We start from the raw sequence: 2435 nt of genomic DNA, 5'->3' as shown, positions 1-2435 counted from the left end.
TCTCGTTAAATCGGGATTTTACAAGTAGATTAAGCTCTTCAAGTTGTTCTTGTCTCCTTAAAATCAGCTTGCTTAACAAATCCAGCTCACTTGCAATTTTTTGTTGCTCTCCCAAATTTGTATATGGAACCATAATATTATCAAAATATTTTTTAGTTAAATGTTTCATTGTGGAACCATGAGTATGTTTTACAGCATCTTGTAAACCTTTTTCAACAACATATTTAAAATACGATTTATCTATATCTATCTTATCAAAAACCACTTTAAAAATGTGCTGATTTAACACTGCGGATCTTCCACACCACTGAAAAATCCCTAATGTACCCGACCACGAAATAAGGATATCACCAGCTTCAACAATGTATTTTTTATCAATCGTACCCGAATAATAATTTATCCCTTTTGAAGTTTTAGTCAGATTCTGTATTCTGATAATCTCTTTCCCTTCAGATGACCAATCTTGAGGTTTAAAAGCATAGCCATTGATAAAAGTAGCCACTTGCCCTAATTTCACTTTCTTCATGCAACCACCTCCTCGGAATATCGGGATTTGCTTTTAAGAGATGAATTTTTGGTGTGAATGCTTGACATTATTTTGATTGACCATGGCATAGGCCAGGGTTGTGTCAATCTTGCTATGACCTAGCAGTTTTTGGACTTGCTCGATAGGCATACCTTTATCAATTGCCTTAGTCGCTAAAGTTCTTCTGAACTTATGTGGGTGAACCTTTTGTATACCGAGTTTGTCTCCTAACTTTCTTAAGCGAATCTCTACACCAGCAATTCCAAGCCTCTGGACTTTTCCAACTAACGTTACAAAAAGAGCAGGGTGACTATCTTTTCTGTCGTTAAGATAGTTTCTTAAATGAATTTTCGTACGAGCGTCAAAATATACTGGTCTCTCCTTCTTTCCTTTACCAAAGACAACACACTCTCTGTTTTCAAAATCAATATCTGAACGATTCAACTGTACAAGCTCCCCTACACGCATACCTGTCGATGCTAGTAGGTCTATTATTGCCAAATCTCTCAAATTTTCACAGTTATCGCGCATAATTTCCAAATGTTCATCAGTATAAGTTTCCTTCACATTTTGCTCAGTCTTAATTTTCTTTATCCGTCGAATGGGATTTTTAATGATATATTCCTCTTGCTCAAGCCAAGCAAAAAAAGAAGACAATATACGCCTAATATTGTCTAAATTCGCCTTACTACAATCCTTTTCAGACTGGTAATTTGCTAAATAACTCCTTAAATCATCTGTTGTGAGTTGTGTCACAGACTCCTTAATAGCATTAAACAAGTTTTCAATCGTCCTCTGGTAATAACGAATTGTTTTTGAGCTACAGCCCTCTACCTGTTTGGCGGTGATAAAGAGTTGCAACAGGTTATTATTCGAATACTTCTGCTGCTTTTTTCCGTCTACTAGATGATGTTCTAAACTCTCTCTCAATGCTAGTAATTGTTCATTATTTAAAAGAGGTAACATTTCTTGCATGATAATTGTAACTTTTGATTCCATAATTTCTCACTTTCTTATTCATCAATAAAAAGAGACAATATCAGTTTCTGCATTACAGAATTCTAATATTGTCTGTTCATTTATTTTCTTGTGCTCATTCAAATCCAGCATACTAGGTTACTTTTTGACCTTTTCTCTAACAGAATGTTCAGAAACCCATTTGGAGTAGCTTGTCATTTTTTCATCAGTTAAAGCTTCTACTGCGATGGTTACACACATTTTTACTGCTTCTTCTACCGTTACAGAAAAACGATAGCCGTTTAATTGTAAAAATTTGACCAAAACGAAGAAAGCAGTTCTTTTATTAGCATTAGCAAAAACATGCTTCTTTATCAATTGGACAAATAGTATCGTTGCTTTATCAAAAATTGTTGGATAAAGAGGCTTCCCAAAGACAAATTGTTCTGGTAAGTTCACAATCATATTTAAGGCAGAAGGACTAACTGTTTGAATTTTCTCATTTGGAGAATACCGTTGAATTGCTAAAGCATTTATTTTTTCAATTTGCTTTTCTGTCAGATAGATTGTCATTTTTCCACCAAAGCTTTGAAAACATCGTCGTATTCGTCAAATATTTTATCTAAATTTAAGTCAAAGGCATCATCAGATACATAAGAAACCTGCTGCCCCAATTCTTCAGGAGTAAAGATAATCTCACCACTTGGTAACAATTTCGCTTCGTATTTAACACCACTTGGAATATTAAATTCACTTGGAATCGTAATGGTGATTGAATTTCCTTGTTTTCTTGTTTTTACTACCATCTGATTTCCTCCTTTATTGTATTATAACAAATCATTACGGTAATTACAATGGCAGAATATCAGCCAAAATACTCCTGCATCAGAGATTTCTTCAAAGTTTCAAGTTCTTCCAGAGATTTTTGGATTGCCAATTGTGATTTGTCGAC

At 34.3% G+C, this 2435-nt stretch carries 4 protein-coding genes and 1 pseudogene; all 5 read right to left on the bottom strand.

What is annotated here, in order from left to right:
• A partial coding sequence (locus HT720_RS10090; RefSeq protein ID WP_173276072.1) for a restriction endonuclease subunit S occupies positions 1-526 on the bottom strand: 526 nt, incomplete at its 3' end.
• Positions 527-559: 33 nt separating this feature from the next.
• Positions 560-1525, bottom strand: coding sequence for a site-specific tyrosine recombinase/integron integrase (gene xerA, locus HT720_RS10085; protein ID WP_000444456.1), 966 nt, complete (start codon positions 1523-1525; stop codon positions 560-562).
• Between the two features lie 117 nt (positions 1526-1642).
• Positions 1643-2056, bottom strand: coding sequence for a type II toxin-antitoxin system death-on-curing family toxin (locus HT720_RS10080; protein WP_023941843.1), 414 nt, complete (start codon positions 2054-2056; stop codon positions 1643-1645).
• Positions 2053-2289, bottom strand: a complete 237-nt coding sequence (locus tag HT720_RS10075) for an AbrB family transcriptional regulator (protein ID WP_000260605.1) — start codon at positions 2287-2289, stop codon at positions 2053-2055. The genes HT720_RS10080 and HT720_RS10075 overlap by 4 nt, the downstream gene beginning before the upstream one ends.
• A gap of 59 nt (positions 2290-2348) precedes the next feature.
• Positions 2349-2435, bottom strand: a pseudogene (locus HT720_RS10070) (type I restriction endonuclease); the annotation flags it as partial.

Source organism: Streptococcus sp. 68 (genome assembly GCF_013277415.1).
Classification (GTDB): domain Bacteria; phylum Bacillota; class Bacilli; order Lactobacillales; family Streptococcaceae; genus Streptococcus.
This window is presented reverse-complemented; position numbering and strand designations above follow the sequence as displayed.